This window comes from Bacterioplanoides pacificum, assembly GCF_042648445.1.
GTDB classification, from domain to species: Bacteria; Pseudomonadota; Gammaproteobacteria; order Pseudomonadales; family Oceanobacteraceae; genus Bacterioplanoides; species Bacterioplanoides pacificum.
Genome location: NZ_JBHRYB010000013.1, coordinates 418151 through 435387 on the forward strand (window position 1 = coordinate 418151; position 17237 = coordinate 435387).

Consider the following 17237-nt stretch of genomic DNA (forward strand, 5'->3'; position numbering starts at 1 on the left):
CAGAGTCGCCACAAACGGCGCGGCTGAGCCCTTCAGTCGCCGCCGTCTCGCTGGCATACTGAGCGCCGCTTTTACCACAGGGAAAGACCATGTCCGGCAGCCAGAGCAGCGCACAACAAAAAAGCCGTCAGGCGTTACAACATCTGCAAAAACAACTTGCCCAGGCCATTCAGACCCGGCCCGATAAGCTGCAGCTGGTGCTGGTAAATCTGTTGTGTGGTGGTCATCTGTTGCTGGAAGATGCCCCCGGCCTGGGTAAAACCACCCTGGCGCGGGCACTCAGCCAGACGCTGGGATTATCCATGAAACGGGTGCAATGTACGCCGGATCTGATGCCGTCAGATATCACTGGCATCAGTGTGTATAACAGCGAAGAACACGATTTCCACTTTATCCCCGGCCCGGTGTTCAGCAACATTCTGCTGGCCGATGAAATCAACCGCGCCACCCCCAGAACCCAGTCAGCCTTGCTGGAAGCCATGGCCGAAGGCACCGTCAGTGTCGATCGTAAAACCTACAAACTGCCTCAGCCTTTTATGGTGATTGCCACCCAGAATCCGGTGGAGTTCAGTGGCACGTTTCCGTTACCGGAAGCCCAGCTGGACCGCTTTTTTATCCGCCTCAGCCTTGGCTACCCAGATGAACAGCAGGAAGTAGCGCTGATGCTGGCGCAACTGACGGGCCATCCGCTGCAACAACTGAAAGCCGTTCTGAACGACAGAAGTCTGCGAGCACTGCAGCAACAGTGCGACAAAATCACCCTGTCCGCCGCGATGGCGGGCTACATCAGCCAGCTGGTACGCGCCACCCGGCAACACCCTCAGGTGCGCCTGGGCGCCAGCCCGCGTGGTTCGCTGGCACTGATGCGTGCCGCCCGGGCAATGGCGTTATTGCAGGGCCAGGCGGCGGTGACTCCGGCTCTGATTCCGGACCTGCTGGAGCCGGTTCTGGGCCACCGTATCGTCTGGCGGGATAACAACCGTTATCAGTCATCCGCCGCCGCTCAGCAGGGCTTCTGGCAGGAAATTCTCGACAGCACGCCACAACCGGATTTTCCGGACCAGAAGTCATGAGCCGGACGGCCGCGCTGGAAGCCCGGATACAACCCCTGGCGCGCTGGCTTAGCCGTTATGTCAACGGTCACCGCTTGTTATGGCTGCTGGTACTGGTGTGTTTTCTGATCGCCTGGAACCGTGGCATCGCCTTATTGTATGGCCTGGTTGCGTTATTACTGGCATTACTGACGATCAGCTGGATTGCTCCCTGGCTCAACCTGCGCCAGTTACACATCCGCCGCCAGCAACTGGGGCAGACACAGGTCGGTCAGTTAATCCAGCTGCAATATACCTTTGTCACCCCACAACCCGGGTATTTTGTCACCCTGAGTGAACACATTGGCGACCACTCAGGCAGCCATTTCCTGGCCCGGATAGAACCACAACACAGCTGTTGTTTATCCTACCCGGCCAGCCAGCGCGGCATCTTTCAGCTGGCGCCCAGCCAGATCGCCAGTGGCTGGCCGTTTGGCCTGCTTGACAGGCCCATCAGCGCCCGCAGTGAACCCTGTCAGATTGAAATTCAGCCTGCCCGCTTTGATATTCACACCCTGCCACAACCCGGCAGCCAGAACCCACTGCCGGAAGGCTCGGACTCCTGCCTGCAACGTCAGGCTCAGAGCGAATATTCCGGGGTACGGCCACTACGTCCGGGCGATTCGCTGAAACACGTACACTGGAGTGCCAGCGCCCGCCAGCAACAGCTGGTGGTACGTGAATATCACAGTTACGACACCCCCTGCTGGTTGGTTGTGATCGACGCTCAGCGCAACAGCGCAATCGGCCAGGGCAGCGACAACAGCTTTGAATACGCCCTCAGTATCGCCGCATCGTTAGTGCAGTTTGCCCAGCAACAACAGTTACGGCTGCAGCTGGTGGTCGGTTGCCAACAGCCACTGCAACTGACGGTTGAGCCGGGCAAGCAGGATTTACAGCCCGTATTTTCAGCACTGGCCGCGGTGCAGGACGATGGCGAGCTGGAGTATTCGCAACTGCTGCAGCAAACACTTAACCGCAGCAGCGATAACCCGGTGCTGATCACAGTACGCCACAGTGGCCAGACACTCGATTGCCAGCCACCGGCGGGGCATATCGACATCGTGTTTAACCAGCAGAGTTTTATCACTCCGATGGCCAGTTATGCGGAAGGCTGGCGTTCGCTCAACCCACACTGTTTGCAACTGCAGTTACATCGTTTATCGAATATCGCCCAGGTGTGGAACGCATGATTAATCGCCAACAGACATTTTTCTGGTTTGCCCTGCAACTGGCCTGTGCCAGTGGTGGTGCGATTGCCGCTCTGCTGACACCGGCACTGGGCTGGCTGGCCGCCTTAGTGACCCTGCCGGCCAGCTATATCACCCTGCGACTGGGCTGGAAGGCACGCCAGCAACCACTGGACAACAAACCCCTGGCCGATGGCCTGGCGGCTCTCGGTATCGCCGTATTTATCGTATTGCTGTTTGTCAGCGGCCTGATGCCGGCACTGACGCTGTTATTGTTGTTCGCTACGCTGGCGTTAAACACCCAGATGAACAGCTACCGTAAGTTTTATCTGGCCCAGCTGATCAGCTTTGTTTTTTTATTAATCGGTGCCGCCGAAGCACACAGTGGCCACTATTTATTATTAATGGCGCTGTATGTGGTGTTCGCCGCTTTTGCTCTGACAGAGGCCTGGCTCGATCAGGATAACACCGGGCAACCGGTAACGGGTCCCGGTCACCGGCAACGACTACAGTTGGCGGCGGTTACCGTCGCACTGGCGTTTGTCATTTACCTGTTAATCCCGCGCTTACCGGCGCTTAACTGGGGTGCCCAGCAGGCATCCGCCAGCGACTTTTACCATAACCAGCAGTGGCAGAAAGAAGCCCGCTCCGGGTCACCATCAACATCACAGCCAGCCGCAGAACACAGCCGTCCCGGTGACCTTGATCAGGCCCGGGAACAAAAGAATCAGCAGCTGCAACAAATCACTCAGCTGTCACGGGCTGAGACGCCCGACGGCGACCCCAGTTACCGCTACCCGGGCTTTAACGAACAATTTGATATCCGCGACCCATCCCGCGGCGGCGCCATCGACCTGTTTGCCATCGTGGCCCGTATGCAGGCCAGTCATGGTGGTTATTTAAAAGTCCGCACCTTTGACCATTTCGATGGTCTCAGCTGGAGCACGGCCAACGAGGATATTTCGCGTAAGTTATCGGCCGGACCATCCGGAAAATTCCGTTTACAGGATGATAAAGCGGGCAATTTTCAGCACATTATTCAGATTGAAGCGCCACTGCCCGCCTGGCTGCCAGTCGCCGCCGATCCGGTCAGCCTGTGGCTACCGGCCAGTGCCATTGCACTGGACCAGTTTGACCAGCCACTGCTGCCCGGCGCGTTACAACCCGGCACCCGCTATACCGTATTATCGCAGCTGCACACTCTGGATAACCGGCCCATTTCTCACGCCCCGCGACCCACCCCGCAGGACCGCCAGCTACCAACCGATTTTGACCCACGCATCACCCAGCTGGCGCGTACCACCACACAGCAGGCGCACGACCCGTTCAGCCAGGCCCTGCTGCTGGAGCAACACCTGCGCAGCCAATATCAGTACGACTTTAACGCCATTCTCGACTCCCAGGGACGTACACCACTAAGCCGTTTTTTATTTGAAACCCAACAAGGCCACTGTGAATATTTTGCCAGTGCCATGGTGATGATGTTACGCAGCCTGGATATTCCGGCACGGCTGGTGACCGGTTTCAGCGCTACCAGCCGTAACCCACTGACCGGCTATTTTGAAATCCGTGCCATTGATGGCCACGCCTGGGTCGAAGCCTGGATCGATAACCGCTGGCTGACGTTTGAACCCACCGCGTTTTATCAGCTTCCACAACGCAGCCACTCTTACTCGAGTGCTGAACAGATTCAGCAATATGCACAACAACTGATCCGGCTGGATGAAGTAAATCACAACGGAGAATTCAGCCTCAGTGCCTGGCTCAGCCGGATCTGGAATATCTTATACACCCTGCTGATCAGCCTGGTCGCGCTGCTGCAGCTGCTGTTATGGCCACTGTGTATCCTCGCCTTGCTGACGCTGGCTGGCTGGCTGAGCCGGCGCTGGTGGCAACCTCCCGTACTGGCCGCCGTCGGCCGCTGGCGGTTACGTCGCTTCCGGCCGGAGGCACAGGACGATGCCACCAGGGTGCTGAAATACTGCCTCAGCCAGCTGCAACTGATGTGTTATCAGACACCCCGTCTGCCCGGCCAGCCGCTTGAGCAGTGGATTGCCCGGTTGCAGCAACAACACCCGCAGGCCAGCGGCCTGGAGTCACTGGCCGAACAGGTGCAACAGGTTTTTTATTATCAGCAGCCACTTGATCGCGGTCGTCTGCAAACCACACTGACGACGTTATTAAATACCCTGTAAGCCACAAAACTTGTGCTTTAAGCCAGCACCAATACAATGCTGTTGTCAGGTGACACCGTACCTGGCCGTCATGAGCGCAACCGAACAACGCTGTGGCACAGAGGACGGCGTTGCTGACAGCCGCTATTACCAGCAGAAATTCGACCAGGCGTTATTATCAAAATGCCGTATTGAAGCCCTGGCGCTTTTTCCGCCAGCCGCTGGGGTTATTACCACAAACGGATGACAACATGCGCGATTTATTACCCGACGGTCACCAGCCACTGATGCATCTGTTGCACCTCAGCCAGGGCGGTTTATTAATCAGCCTGCCGGCCGGGGCACTGGCCGGTAATAACAGCTGCTGGCAGGAAGTCACGCTGACGCGTTATTACGACTGACGCTGTCATCAGGGCTGTTTGTCGTACACCGCCACACCCGGCGGAATATCAAACCAGTCCTGTTTTTCGCTGACCCAGACATGCGCAACCGGCTGAATAATGCGGGTATCGGATAAATTGGCCGGTTTCAGTTTAACGATTTCCGGTTCATCCGGATTGTAATGATAAATACGGTTACCACAGGTTGGACAAAACTGCGCGGCATTCACATTGCCGCTGTCAGCCAGACGACTCCAGCTTTGCATATCACCATAAAATTCGACATCGTCACGTTTCACCACAGCGGTAATACTGAAAGCACTGGTCGATAACTTCTGACATTCTTTGCAATGACAGGCCACCACCATTTGTGGTGCCGCTAATAATTTATAACGCACACCACCACACTGGCAGGAACCTTCAATCGGGTAGCTCATGACTCTCTCCTTATCGTTGGCGCGCGGCTTTGGCGGCTTTTTTTAACGCCATATTGCGCTTTAGCGGCGACAGGTAATCAATAAACAGATTACCGGCCAGATGATCAATTTCATGTTGCATCACCACCGCCAGAAAATCATCACTCTGAATGGTTTGTTGTTCTCCATGACGATCCAGCGCCGTCACCGTGACCTGGCGATAACGTTCTACATCGGCGTAATAATCGGGCATCGACAAACATCCTTCCTGACCGGTAACACGATCCGAGCCGGACACAATTTCCGGGTTTATTAAAATCAGCGGTTCGTTACGCTGCTCCGAAATATCGATAATCACCAGCGCTTCAGAGCGACCAACCTGAGTAGCCGCCAGGCCAATACCATGGCTGGTGGCGTACAGCGTATCGAGCATATCGTCGATCAGCGATTGTATTGCCGCAACATCAGTAACCGGCTCAGCCGGTTGTTTCAGACGAGGGTCTGGTGCGGTCAGAATATCAAGAATAGCCATGTATCAATCTCAGAAAATGCATTACCTCTCTGGCAATCACAGAGGCAATGGGGAAGCTTCAGCCACAACCGGGCGTTCAGGGCATATCAAAACAATGGAACGATTCCGTAATGACCCGCCCCTGTTCATCCTGGCGGTATTGCAGAAATACCTGATTACATTCCTGGTGTTGCCAGGGCTTGCAATAACTCAGTGATAACGAACAGACCTGGTTAATACAACCCGCCATCAGCGCGTTGTAATTATTGCGGCTGTTTTCTGCCACCAGGTCGGCCAGCACCGAACCAACGGTTTTAAAACGTGGCAGGCGACAGCCATTATTCGCCTCGCTGATAGGATGATCGGCGTGTTGTACCAGCGCATTAATAACCCCGCGATCCACCAGCGGGCCATGGTCGGTACTGTAAAAGTACAGGTAATGTGCCAGCCCACCACACAACACACCGGCCATTAAAAACAGCAGATGTTTCATCTCAGGCTCCGGCGTCAATCATATTGAGGATTTTCCGGGCTTTTTCGAAGTGATCCAGCTGATGGGTCTGGATCCACCAGCTGGCCGCTTCCATCAGCAGCTCCGGATCGTCATTTTTGTTGGCAAAAAAGGCATAAAAAGATAACCCGACCTGCTCCCCCTTCCGGGCGATTTTCTGTTCACAGACCTGGCGGATTTTATCACGTAACTGCGGGCGCATAATGTTAGAGGAGTCAATAATTAAAAGGCAACATTACTCCGCTTACCAGCGGAACACAATGTCCGCTGTCACAAACCCGCCATTCATTACTCAGCTCTGATCAGTGAAATATTCCAGCCGGCTGATTACCTGCTCACTGGCATCATTCATACGTTGGCTGGCATCCTTGGTTGACGCCACAATATCCGCTGTTTCGCTCGTCAGGCTTTGCACCTGATGCACATTCTGGCTGATGTCATGGGCCACCATACTCTGCTCCTCAGCAGCCGTGGCAATTTGTTGCGTTTGTTCGTTTACCCGTTCAACCTGCTGCAACACCTGCTCAATCATCTGGTTATTATCTTCCACCTGACTACAGGCTGAATCGGCAATGGCAGAACTGTCAGCCATCCGCCCTACGGCCTGCTCACTGGCCTGGTTGAGATTATTCAGCAGGGTTTCAATTTCGTTGACGGAATCCTGAGAGCGTTGTGCCAGGGTGCGCACTTCATCGGCAACAACGGCAAAACCTCTTCCCTGCTCCCCCGCCCGGGCCGCTTCAATGGCTGCGTTTAACGCCAATAAATTGGTTTGTTCTGCAATAGCGCGGATAACATCCAGTATCTGTTCGATATTAGCGGTTTCCTGACGCAACTGGCCAATGACATTACTGGTATCAGCCAGCGAGGCCACCAGCGAACGAATCGACTCCACCGTCTGTTGTGACGACGACAACCCCTCACCGGCGCGCAGTGCAATATCGCGCGTAGCGCTGGCGGTATCATTGGTATTCGCGGCAATGGTTCTGGCGGTGGCTGACATTTCTTCAATAGCGGTCACCACCTGAATAATGTGATTCCCGACCTGTTCAACCACCTGCTGTACCCGCTGGTTGGATTGCAGCACCGCCACGCTGTTATCACCAACCAGGTTGGCAGACTGCTTGATATCCTGCACCACCTGGCTCAGATACACAGCAGTGTCACTGAGTGCCAGGCCCAGACGTGCCAGTTCATCACTTCCCTGCAACTCAGCCCGTACCCCCAGGCTGCCTTTTGCCAGCCGCTCAGAGGCCTGCTGCACGGTACGGATACGCTGAATAAAATGGCCGGAAATCCAGCCGCCCAGTACAACCGCCACCAGCAAGGCCACCCCCAGTGACAGATAAAATGTGATACCGGCGCGATGAATGATCGACGCTGTTTGTTGCTGACTGTCGGCCGCCGCCTGGCGGGTTTTTTCGCTGAACTGATCGAGGAAAACAATCAGTTGCTGATGGGCCTGAATAAATCCCTGAAACACAGCATACGGGGCTTTGTGATCGCTGGCCTGCTCCATGGCACTGACAAATGCCCGGGCGCGCTGCTGGAAAGCGGTCGTTAAGCGGCGCAACTGCTGGTAATCCTGTGGCGCACCGCTGTAACTGTTTTCCAGCTGCTGCAGCAATTGTGGAGTGCGACGATAATTGTCATCAATCTGTTGCAGATAACTGCGGGTCTGATCGCTCAGGTTTAATAAATACGCAATCTGCAAACCACGGATATTCAGTGCGATGTCCACTTGCAGGGCTTTAATCTGCTCAAACTGCTGGGTTACCAGAAAATGTTGCTGGTAGAACTGCTGGTATTGCCCGGCAACCTGATTGCCCGCCTGGCGAATACTCACCACCGCCAGCAAAAAAATCACCAGTATCGTCAGCAACAATAAAACAAACTTTCCACGTACTGATAAACCCGCCATTGAAAATCCTCTGCCTGATTGCCCGCATACTGACAGCGGGTTTATTGTTATTACGGCATGGATATACGGAACTTTAGCGCTGCGTGAACAATCTCAGGGCATTTTATGTTTGCTGTGACAGCCTTCTGTCTGACGCTCGGCTACTCCCAGCGCCTCGATACGCTGTAGCAACTGTTGCAAAGCCGCTTCACCGTAAAAATGAAAATTAATCACCCAGCTGACATGCCACTGGCCCGCTGCCAGCGCCTCCAGTTGTTCACACAACCACTGTTGCTGCTGCGGATAACTGGCGACCACCTCATCACGGCGCACTTCGCCACCGTCAATCCAGATATTACAGGCGTCGTAATAAGGCCAGCGACGCAGCAGAAATTTCCAGCCATTGTGGCAAACCAGACGCTGCTCTTTCCAGTCACTGCCCTGCCATTTATTACTGACAAACGCTGCCAGCCGGGAATCAGGAAATGCCAACGCCTGTTGTTGCAGAAACGGCTCCAGCTGCTGGATTTCCGGCCCGCGTTCACTGCCCAGCCGGGCCTGTACCTGATGCTGTGTCCACTCAATAACAGCGCCATGAGCGGCCTCATCCTGCAATACCTGATCGTCCAGGGCCATCGCTTCCAGGGCCTGCCAGATGTTAACCGCCGGTTGCAGTGCCGCCGCTGCCAGTTGCTGGTCGTACAGCTGGCGTGCCACCGCGGCCCGGTAGCCGATGCCCCACTGACCGGTAAAGATCAGCGGTAACAATTCGCTGGCCAGCTCAGGTAAGTCCGTCGCCAGTTTCTTCAGATCGGGGTAGGTCAGATATAACTGGTAAGAAATGCGGCTGCGGTTCGTCGCCTGGCTGACAATATCCAGTAACTGCTGACGCAATAACGGAATAAACCAGCCCTGATGAGCCTGACAAACCAGTGAGATTTCATAATCCGCCAGCGACAATGCCGGCATGCCGTCAAACAGGTCGTCTAATAAACGACGACTGTCGCGGGTTTCGTATTGCAACAAATCTTTAACGGCGTAAAAAACAGTGCTGCGCAAGTCATACTGCAACCGGTCAGCAACGCTGTTACGCTCCAGCCCGGTGGCCTGCATTAATTCACTGATGCGTGAAAACCACGGGCTGGCCTGCTGTAATAACCGGATATTTTCGTTGCGCTCATAGTCCGTTTGCGGGAATGTCGTCAACGCCTGCTGCAGGGTTTTAATCGTATTCAGTTCGGTTGTATCCAACGCCATCTTGCTGTTACCTGCCACCGGGATTTATTGACAACCATGTTAACTCAATCGATCTGCAGCTGAAACTGACCCAGTTCCGATGACACACCATTAATCAACACATGCACAACATGGCGGCCAGCATAATGTTTACGGGTGGACATATTTTTCAGCGATACACGTTTGCTAAGCAGCACGCTTTCACCGCCATCCAGCTGCAGTGTTTTTAACTTAAACACTTTTGCCCCTATACGGCCATTAGCCTTGACATAATCGACGACCAGATCCACCAGCAGTGGCTGTGCTGCAGCCGCCCGATTCGTCAGACAAAACTGCAGCGTCAGCTGGTCTCCCCGGCGTGCCTGCTGCGGACTGATAGACACTGCGTCGATCGCCACATCGATATCGCGACCATAACCTAACACCGCCAGAGCTTCCGGCTCTGCCCGTTTAATGGCCGAGCGTAATGCATGATTAATCAGCCAGCGGCGGTTGTCATCAGCATCCGTTAACCAGCGCCGGCAAACGTCACATAATATTGCCAGGTTATCTTTACCAATATCGTTGAGATTATTGGCGACCGAACGACGGACATACAAAGACTCGTCGTCTTTTAATTGTTCCAGCAAAGGTAACACCGCAGCCGGGTCCTGCTTAAACGGTTTTAATGCCATTCCCCAGGGTAGCCGTGGCCGTGTCCCTTCCGATACCAACCGCCGCACGTGCTCATTCGGATCCGTCAGCCATTGGTGCAAGCGTGCCAGGGTTTGTTGTGGATAACGCAGCAGAAATGGCCGGATACAGAATTCTGCCGTAAAACGTTGCGTCAGTTGGTACATGGCTGCCATGGACGGTTCAAAATCATCCAGCCCGAATTCACTGATATAAAAGCTGTGCGGCAGATAATAAAATGCCGACATACTGAAACTGCGGCTGTCCTGTAATTTCACTCCCATGGAGCGCACCAGAATATCCATTGCCCGCGGGTAATCATGTGGCAAAAAATGGTGCAGCTGTTGCGCCATGTGTTTACCACGCGCCATTAATTCCAGCGAGTCAAACCCGGGCAACACCGCCTGACGATATTGTGACGCATTAAATGCCGGATAAACCTGGCAGATCTGTTGCGCCAGCCAGTCAACCACTTCCGGGCCGTACTGATCTTTTAATGCCTCAGCCATCGCTGTTCTCCATCCTGTTATCGCGCCAGTATATGGATTGTGACTGACAATATCTGTCAGTACACTGAGAAAAAATAACACCGGTTGCCGCCATGAAACGATTAACCCTGTTCGCCCTGATCCTGCTGTCGCCTGTCGTGGCCGCAGACGTTCCGGCAACCACGCCCAGCGACGCCGGAGAAAACGACGCAGAAAAAAACCACGCCGAGCACTCCGGCCACAACACTCATTCCGATCAGCTGCTGCTGTTGCTGAACCATAAAATTGCGCTGCAGCAGTTGCAGCAGAACTATCCCGCAGAGGTTACACAACAACACGCCAACCTGGCCCGTCAGAAACGCCACCTCGATCAGGCATTACCGGTATTACAAAGCTACAGTGCTATTACCGCCAACCACTACCCCAATAACAGCTTGTTTCAGCAAAGCCTGATAAACCGCGCCGCATTAGTGCGCGACTATGCTGATCTGGTCAGTACCTTTTACCGCCAGCTGCTGGGTCGCTGAAGCCAGCGGGTAACGGCACACCGGGGAGCGGAAAACAAATAATGATTGCCTTTGCAGCAGCTAACGCCTATTTTATTAATCAACTGATTAACCAATAAGAAAAGATCGTTATGTCACGCGGCAGACCCAGAGATCCGGCTCGTCAGCAAGCCAGCAAACAGGCGCTACGCCTGGCAGCCCAACAGCTGCTGGAACAGAAGCCTTATCGCTCTATCAGTATCCGTGAGCTGGCTCAGCAAGCCGGTACTCAATCGGCGATGGTGAGTTATTACTTTGGCAGCAAAGAAGGCTTATTCCTCGATCTGCTGCAACACAGCGGCGAACAGCGCCAGCAACGGCTGCAACAGCTGGGCCTGCGCATTCAGGCGCAGCCAGACCAGGCCATCGGCTTGCTGGTCGATAATCTGGTTGAGCTGATGGCCTCCGAGCCCTGGCTGGTGCGGCTGTTACAGGATGAAGTGTTAAGCCAGCAGTCGGCATTACGTAACGGTTTTATGCAGGCCATTCCTGATCGCCTGAAACAGGGTTTGCTGGCGTTATTTCAGCAACTGATCCGTCAGGGAGTGTTACGTGCCGATCTGAACCCCGGTTATATGGTGGCCAGTCTGATGAGCCTGGTGGTTTTTCCGTTACTGGCTGAGCCTGTGATGTCACAGGTGCTGAACATTGATCGCAACACCATCGTCAGCGACGAATGGAAACACCACCTGACTCTGGTATTAACTCAGGGGCTCGCCCCCGGCGGAGAAACAGCATGACACCCGGAAATGAAACAACGGCTGGCTGGCTCAGCTCCAGGCTGGCGTTGCCATTACTGGCCGTCGGCGGACTGTTGATATTAATTATCGCCAAAACTCTGGCCCCCGGACCGGAGCAACAACCACCACAAGAAATCGCGGTCTCCGTTGCCCTGCAACCACTGACAACCAGCCAGCTGGCGCCGTCGGTATCCGGTTATGGTGTGGTCAGTGCGGCACGGCAGTTACATCAGGTGGCCGAAGTGGCGGCCCGTATCCTTTGGGTACATCCCAACCTGGTTGCCGGTGCCCAGTTTCAGCAACACGAAGTATTAATCCGGCTGGATGATACCGATTACCGTCTGGCACTGGCTCAGGCTAAAGCGCAACAACACATCATTGCCGCGCAGTTACAGGAGCTGAACAGCAATCAAAAAAACCTGCAGGCTTTGCTACAGCTCAGCGCCAGCAAACTGCAGCTCGCGCGACAGGAATTACAGCGCAAACAAAATCTGGCACAACAACAATCATTAGCAGCGTCACAGTTGGATGCCGAGCGGCAAAAATTACTGAATCTGCAGCAGGAGCAACAATCGCTGCAGCAACAGCTTGATACCTTACCCAGCCGTATTAACAGCCTGAAGGCTCAGGATCAAGCGGCCGCTGCCAGCATTGCACTGCAACAGCGGAATATTGAACGCACCAGTATCAGCATGCCGTTTAATGGCCGCATCCAGCAACTGGATGCCGACCCGGATGCCTTTAAAAAACAGGGCCAGCTGTTATTCAGTGCCATTGCCAGCGACCAGGTGGAAGTTGAAGCACAGTTTTCACTGGATAAATTACGGCCGTTTTTTGCCCTGGCATTCAGTTCACCACAAACACCACTGCCGCAATCACACAACCTGCAACAAGCATTACAACAGGCAGGCCTGAGCGCCCGTATCAGTTTACCTCTGACCCCGGATCAGTCCTGGCAGGCCGAGGTGGTCAGTGTGCGCGAAAGTCTGACCGCCGGCAGCCATACCCTGGCGGTGGTCTTGCGTGTTAACCAGCCCTACGACGGTATTATCCCGGGCCAGCGGCCACCGCTGTTAAGTGGTTTTCCGGTACGGGCAGAACTGCTGGCCAGCCGTCGTCCGCTGATCGCAATTCCGTTGTCGGCCCTGCACCAGCACGCTCAGTCAGCGGCGGCACCAACACACACGATTTATCTGGCTTATCCGCAAAGCAATCATCATCACCTCAGTCACCGCCTGCTGAAACAGGCCATAACGCCGGCACTACTGACCGACAATCAGGCATTGTTGTTGCCGCAGGCACTGGCCGATGCCCGCCAGCAGGATGCTCAGCTGGTGCTGAACGATCTGACACCGGCGCTGGATGGCATGGCGCTGCAACAGGCCGGGGAACAATAATATGTTGCGTTTATTTGCCGGTCACCCAACCGCCGCCAACCTGCTGATGCTGGCGTTGCTGGCCCTGGGATTATTCAGCCTGCCACAGCTGAGCCGGGAAACCTTTCCGGAAGTAAAAAGTTACGAAGTACAGATCAGAATCGCCTATCCGGGCGCCGGTCCCGAGGAGGTGTTGCAGGGCATTTGTTTACCGCTGGAAAACGCCACCAATGGCATCAGTTACCTCGATGAAAAACGCTGTGATGCCCGGGCAAACAGCGGCCTGATGACATTAAAAATGCAACAACAGGGAAACTTTGACGACTTCCTCGATGACGTACGCGCCGCCATCGATAAAATTGATAATTTTCCGCAACGCTCCAAAACCCCCATTATTTCAGAAGCGGGTCGCACTGCCCCGGTCGTCACCCTGGCATTAACCGTCAGCGACCCTGATTTTCCGGCCAGCGAACTCAAGGACCTGGCTGAGCTGATCAAAGCCCGTATGCAACAACATCCGGGGATTCCGCTGGTAGAACTGTCGGGCTTCAGCCAGCGCCAGCTGATTGTCAGTGTGCGGCCCGAGAAATTACGCCAGTATCAGATCAGCCTGCAGCAAATTGCCGCTGTGCTGAAAAAACAGAATGTTGACGTCCCACTGGGAGATTTAACCAGCGCCGGGAAAAACTATGAATTACGTTTTATCGACCAGCAACAAACTCCACAACAGCTGGCCCGGCTGACGCTGTTCAGTAATGCTCAGGGCGCAGAAATTCACCTCGGTGAACTGGCAGATATTTATTTTGGTTTTGAAAAAGAAGAACAATACGTCACGTTTGATAATCAGCGCGCCGCTTTATTACGGGTGTTAAAAAACACCGAAGACGACAGTCTCAGTGTACTGCAGGCGGTTGAAGAATTTACCACCGGGTTACACCTGCCGGGCGGGGTGAAATTTTCGTTAACTCAGGATTTCACCACCATAGTCAACGACCGGCTGAAGATGTTGCTCAGCAATGCCTGGCAGGGTCTGGTACTGGTATTTCTGACGTTATTATTATTTTTTGGTTTACGTTACAGCTTCTGGGTCATTATGGGGTTACCGGTCAGCTTTCTGGCCGCCATGTTTGTGCTGGTGCAGTTTGGTATCACCATCAATATGATGAGTATGGTCGCCCTGTTACTGGCACTTGGCATTCTGATGGACGACGCCATTGTCATTGCCGAAAGCATTGCTTCCCAGCGGCAAGCAGGTCAGCCGCCACTGCAGGCGGTTAGCCGGGGAGTCAATAAAGTTGCCCGCGGGGTTATCGCTTCATTTCTTACCACAGTGTGTGTCTTTGGCGCCATCCTGGGTCTGGAAGGTAATTTAGGCCAGGTGTTAAGAGTGGTCCCGCTGGTGTTATTAATTGTGATCAGCATCAGCCTGATTGAAGCGTTTCTTATTTTGCCGGCGCACCTGTATCACAGCCTGCAACATCAATCAGCGCAGCAAAATGTTAACCCGTTACAACAAGCTGTTAATCAGTGGTTCGAACGGCAGAAAAACCGTCTCGGCGTATTATTAACCACAGCGATTCATTATCGCTATGCGGTGATTGGTATCACTCTGGCGTGTTTTTTTATCAGCATCAGCCTGATTGCTTCCGGCATACTGAAATTTAATGCCCTGCCGGAAATGGATGGTGATGTACTGGAAGCCCGCCTGATTATGCCGGCCGGTACACCGCTGACCAGCACAGAACAACAAGTGGATAGCATTCTGATCGCCCTGCAGCAGGCTCTGCATCAATTACAACCACAGGAACAACAACCTCTGTTACGTCACACCAGTGTGCGTTTCAGTGACAATGCCGACGCGTTTGATAACGGCCCGCACCTGGCCACCATCAGCCTGGATTTATTAACAGCCGACCAGCGTAACACCAGCATCGACCAGCTGATCAGTCATTGGCAACAGGCGTTGCCCGATATGCCGTACGCCAGCCAGTTAATTTTAACCGAACCCAGTTTAGGGCCTGCCGGACGCGCCATCGAAATCCGCCTGTCGGGGTTAGCGCGGCCACAACTGGCACAGGCCTCACAACAACTGCAACACTGGTTAAAACGTTATAACGGGGTTTATAACATCCTGGACGACTATCGCCCCGGTAAGCCACAAATCAGCCTGCACTTTAAACCCCAGGCACGGGCGCTGAATATTGACGCCGCCAGCGTGGCAGAACAGCTGCGCAGCGCCTATGCCGGTATTGTGGTTGATGAAGTGTACCGTGATATTCACCCGGCGTTCCCCGGGCTGCTGAACAGTGCCGATAATCTGGAAATTACCGTGCAACTGAATAAACAACAATCGTTTGACCAGCTGCGGGATTTTCCGATTCAGCTGCAACAGGCAAACGGTAAGATTCAGCTGATCCCGCTGGCAACCCTAGCCGACATTCAGTGGCAACGGGATGTTTCGCGGATTCACCGAATTAATAATCGCGACACAATTACCGTCTTAGGCTCGGTGAATAAATTACAGGCCAATACCAACGAAGTGATGCTGGATACTCAACAACAGTTTTTGCCACAACTGCTACAACAATTCCCGCAACTGCAGATTGATATTCAGGGGGAGATGAACAATGCCCGGGAAACTCAGCAATCGTTACAGTCGGGATTATTACTCGGTTTATTAGGTGTTTTTATTTTATTAAGTTTTCAGTTCCGCAGTTATGCTGAGCCGGTAATTGTGATGTTATCCATTCCGCTGGCACTGATTGGTGTGGTTGCCGGGCATTTAATCATGGGCCAGAACCTGGCAATGCCCAGCATGGTGGGTTTTGTATCACTGGCGGGGATTGTGGTAAACAACGCCATTTTATTGGTGGAGTTCGTCAAATATCACCGCCGCAACGGCGCCAGCCTGGCCGACGCAGCCCGTCAGGCCAGCCAGGATCGTTTGCGGGCCATCGTATTAACCACCTCCACCACCGTCGCCGGTATGTTACCGCTGTTATTTGAAACCAGCTTACAGGCCCAGGTATTAATTCCGCTGGTGATCAGCATCAGTTTTGGTTTGTTAATTTCCACCCTGCTGATTCTGATCGTATTGCCCTGCCTGTATACCATTTTGCAGGACCTGCAGAGCACAGCGGTTACAACGTCAGAGGCAACTCAAGAAACTGCTGATAAATAAAGTCGCGATGAGCCAGCAGGATTGGCTCAAGCGCTTTTTCCAGTGGTGTATCCAGGGTTTCAAACACCGTCCGTAAAACCGGCGACATGGCACACACGGAATCATCATAAGGTTTAAAAAACGCCATAAAACAGGCCAGATAAATATCAGCAATGGTCAGCCTTGTGCCCACCAGAAACGGGCTGCCCTGAGACTTCTGTTGCCGTAACTGTTGTGCCAGTGCCTGCAACTCAGCAATCACCGCGGGCTGATAGCGATGTGCCTGAGCAGCGTCGTAACCATATTTTTTCCCCAGGTAGCGGGCTATAAATTCAGGATAACCGCCGGCTTCTCCCTTTAAACCTTTATCGACCCCGATTAACCGGCGATTCCAGCCCAGCCCCCGGGCATCACACAAACGCTGACACCAGGCCATAACCTGCTGCTGTTGCTGTGGCTCATCCGGGACTAACGACTGGCCACTACCGTGCTGCTGAGTAAAAGCCACAATATCGTGCCAGCGATAAAGCGGCGCTTGTTGGTTATAAAACAATACCGGTGCACTGCGTCGGCCACTCCAGCGCGCCATATCGTCATCACGCTGATCCAGGTAAACCGCCTGCCAGGGAATAGCGCGTAACCATAACAGTGCCTTGGCCGCTTCACTCCATGGACTGGGAACCCCCTGTGGCACAATCATACGTACACCGGTGGCCGCTTGTGCCTGTGACAGGCCAATATAGTTAACTGCCATAACTTCCCCAAAGAATAAGAATTACTAATCCGTAGCCATTTTTGACTTGATAGAAAAACCATTCAAACGATAATATCTGACCAATAATTAAGA

The 17237-nt window shown here is 53.8% G+C and carries 16 protein-coding genes; 8 read left to right on the forward strand and 8 right to left on the reverse strand.

Annotation, left to right across the window (positions count from 1 at the left end; translation table 11 throughout):
- Positions 1–89: 89 nt before the first annotated feature.
- The 4 genes from ACFOMG_RS13160 to ACFOMG_RS13175 all read left to right on the forward strand — a co-directional run bounded on the left by ACFOMG_RS13160 (position 90) and on the right by ACFOMG_RS13175 (position 4856).
- On the forward strand, positions 90–1073 hold the full coding sequence (locus ACFOMG_RS13160; protein WP_376867212.1) for an AAA family ATPase: 984 nt from the start codon (positions 90–92) through the stop codon (positions 1071–1073).
- The gene (locus tag ACFOMG_RS13165; RefSeq protein WP_376867214.1) at positions 1070–2284 is read left to right on the forward strand and encodes a DUF58 domain-containing protein; all 1215 of its coding nucleotides are present in this window, start codon (positions 1070–1072) and stop codon (positions 2282–2284) included. Before ACFOMG_RS13160 ends, ACFOMG_RS13165 begins: the two co-directional genes overlap by 4 nt.
- Positions 2281–4476, forward strand: a complete 2196-nt coding sequence (locus tag ACFOMG_RS13170) for a transglutaminase family protein (RefSeq protein WP_376867215.1) — start codon at positions 2281–2283, stop codon at positions 4474–4476. The genes ACFOMG_RS13165 and ACFOMG_RS13170 overlap by 4 nt, the downstream gene beginning before the upstream one ends.
- Positions 4477–4568: 92 nt before the next feature.
- Positions 4569–4856, forward strand: a complete 288-nt coding sequence (locus ACFOMG_RS13175; protein ID WP_376867216.1) for a hypothetical protein — start codon at positions 4569–4571, stop codon at positions 4854–4856.
- An 8-nt stretch (positions 4857–4864) separates the two neighbouring features.
- Here the strand turns inward: ACFOMG_RS13175 and ACFOMG_RS13180 are convergent, their stop codons facing one another.
- The 7 genes from ACFOMG_RS13180 to ACFOMG_RS13210 all read right to left on the reverse strand — a co-directional run bounded on the left by ACFOMG_RS13180 (position 4865) and on the right by ACFOMG_RS13210 (position 10590).
- On the reverse strand, positions 4865–5272 hold the full coding sequence (locus tag ACFOMG_RS13180; RefSeq protein ID WP_376867217.1) for a GFA family protein: 408 nt from the start codon (positions 5270–5272) through the stop codon (positions 4865–4867).
- 10 nt (positions 5273–5282) lie between these two features.
- A complete protein-coding gene (gene def / locus ACFOMG_RS13185; RefSeq protein ID WP_376867218.1) occupies positions 5283–5783 on the reverse strand; it encodes a peptide deformylase in 501 nt (166 codons plus the stop codon).
- Positions 5784–5859: 76 nt separating this feature from the next.
- Positions 5860–6255: a hypothetical protein gene (locus ACFOMG_RS13190; RefSeq protein WP_376867221.1), complete on the reverse strand. Its 396-nt coding sequence runs from the start codon at positions 6253–6255 to the stop codon at positions 5860–5862.
- A 1-nt stretch (position 6256) separates the two neighbouring features.
- The gene (locus ACFOMG_RS13195) at positions 6257–6475 is read right to left on the reverse strand and encodes a DUF6500 family protein (protein WP_376867223.1); all 219 of its coding nucleotides are present in this window, start codon (positions 6473–6475) and stop codon (positions 6257–6259) included.
- Between the two features lie 90 nt (positions 6476–6565).
- Entirely contained in the window at positions 6566–8194 is a 1629-nt protein-coding gene (locus ACFOMG_RS13200; RefSeq protein WP_376867224.1) for a methyl-accepting chemotaxis protein, read from the reverse strand.
- 93 nt (positions 8195–8287) lie between these two features.
- Complete coding sequence (locus ACFOMG_RS13205) at positions 8288–9430, reverse strand: hypothetical protein (RefSeq protein WP_376867225.1); 1143 nt, start codon at positions 9428–9430, stop codon at positions 8288–8290.
- A 44-nt stretch (positions 9431–9474) separates the two neighbouring features.
- Complete coding sequence (locus ACFOMG_RS13210; RefSeq protein ID WP_376867226.1) at positions 9475–10590, reverse strand: hypothetical protein; 1116 nt, start codon at positions 10588–10590, stop codon at positions 9475–9477.
- Positions 10591–10682: 92 nt separating this feature from the next.
- On the opposite strand from ACFOMG_RS13210, the gene ACFOMG_RS13215 reads away from it, so the two are divergent.
- From ACFOMG_RS13215 to ACFOMG_RS13230, 4 genes are all read left to right on the forward strand, one after another.
- Positions 10683–11096 (forward strand): hypothetical protein, encoded by a 414-nt coding sequence (locus ACFOMG_RS13215; protein ID WP_376867227.1) that lies wholly within the window; start codon positions 10683–10685, stop codon positions 11094–11096.
- A 110-nt stretch (positions 11097–11206) separates the two neighbouring features.
- Positions 11207–11854 carry a TetR/AcrR family transcriptional regulator gene (locus tag ACFOMG_RS13220; protein ID WP_376867229.1) on the forward strand — a complete coding sequence of 216 codons (648 nt, stop codon included), beginning with the start codon at positions 11207–11209 and terminating at the stop codon, positions 11852–11854.
- Positions 11851–13251, forward strand: a complete 1401-nt coding sequence (locus ACFOMG_RS13225) for an efflux RND transporter periplasmic adaptor subunit (protein WP_376867231.1) — start codon at positions 11851–11853, stop codon at positions 13249–13251. The genes ACFOMG_RS13220 and ACFOMG_RS13225 overlap by 4 nt, the downstream gene beginning before the upstream one ends.
- Position 13252: 1 nt before the next feature.
- Positions 13253–16411, forward strand: coding sequence for an efflux RND transporter permease subunit (locus ACFOMG_RS13230; protein WP_376867232.1), 3159 nt, complete (start codon positions 13253–13255; stop codon positions 16409–16411).
- On the opposite strand, the gene ACFOMG_RS13235 is transcribed toward ACFOMG_RS13230, so the two are convergent.
- Positions 16371–17144 (reverse strand): glutathione binding-like protein, encoded by a 774-nt coding sequence (locus ACFOMG_RS13235; protein WP_376867233.1) that lies wholly within the window; start codon positions 17142–17144, stop codon positions 16371–16373. The genes ACFOMG_RS13230 and ACFOMG_RS13235 overlap by 41 nt on opposite strands.
- Positions 17145–17237: the final 93 nt, after the last annotated feature.